General features: G+C 69.6%; 1 protein-coding gene. It reads left to right on the top strand.

Going from position 1 to position 408, the window contains the following annotated elements; genetic code table 11:
- Positions 1-269, top strand: a 269-nt coding sequence (locus tag Q7A36_RS41005) for an ATP-dependent Clp protease proteolytic subunit (protein WP_305109512.1), incomplete at its 5' end; no start/stop codon positions are given.
- Positions 270-408: the final 139 nt, after the last annotated feature.

The following is a 408-nucleotide window of genomic DNA, read 5'->3' as shown; positions in this document are numbered from 1 at the left end:
GCCGGGAGCGGCGCTTCTGCCTGCCCAACACCCGCTTCCTGCTGCACCAGCCCATGGGCGGGGTGCGCGGGCCGGCGACCGACATTGATATCGAGGCGCGCGAGATCATCAAGATGCGCGAGCGGATCAACCGCATCATCGCGCGCGAGACGGGCCAGCCCTACGAGCGGGTGGAGCGCGACACCGACCGGAACTACTGGATGAGCGCCGAGGAGGCGGTGGCCTATGGCATGGTGGGCCGCATCCTGACCAGCGCCCGGGAACTGTAGCGGCCCGCTGCCGCAGGACCGGCGACCGGTTTCGAGAACTCTTCATAGACGAGCCCTCGCGTCGAGGGTCGCAGCGCAGCCGCCATCAGTCCAGCCGGTGGGCTCCACCGCCGGCTGGAATGCGTGGCTGTGCTGTCGG

Source organism: Paracraurococcus lichenis (assembly GCF_030657435.1).
Classification (GTDB): domain Bacteria; phylum Pseudomonadota; class Alphaproteobacteria; order Acetobacterales; family Acetobacteraceae; genus Paracraurococcus; species Paracraurococcus lichenis.
The sequence above is the reverse complement of the archived record's forward strand: the minus strand, read 5'-3'. Positions and strand labels throughout refer to the sequence as shown.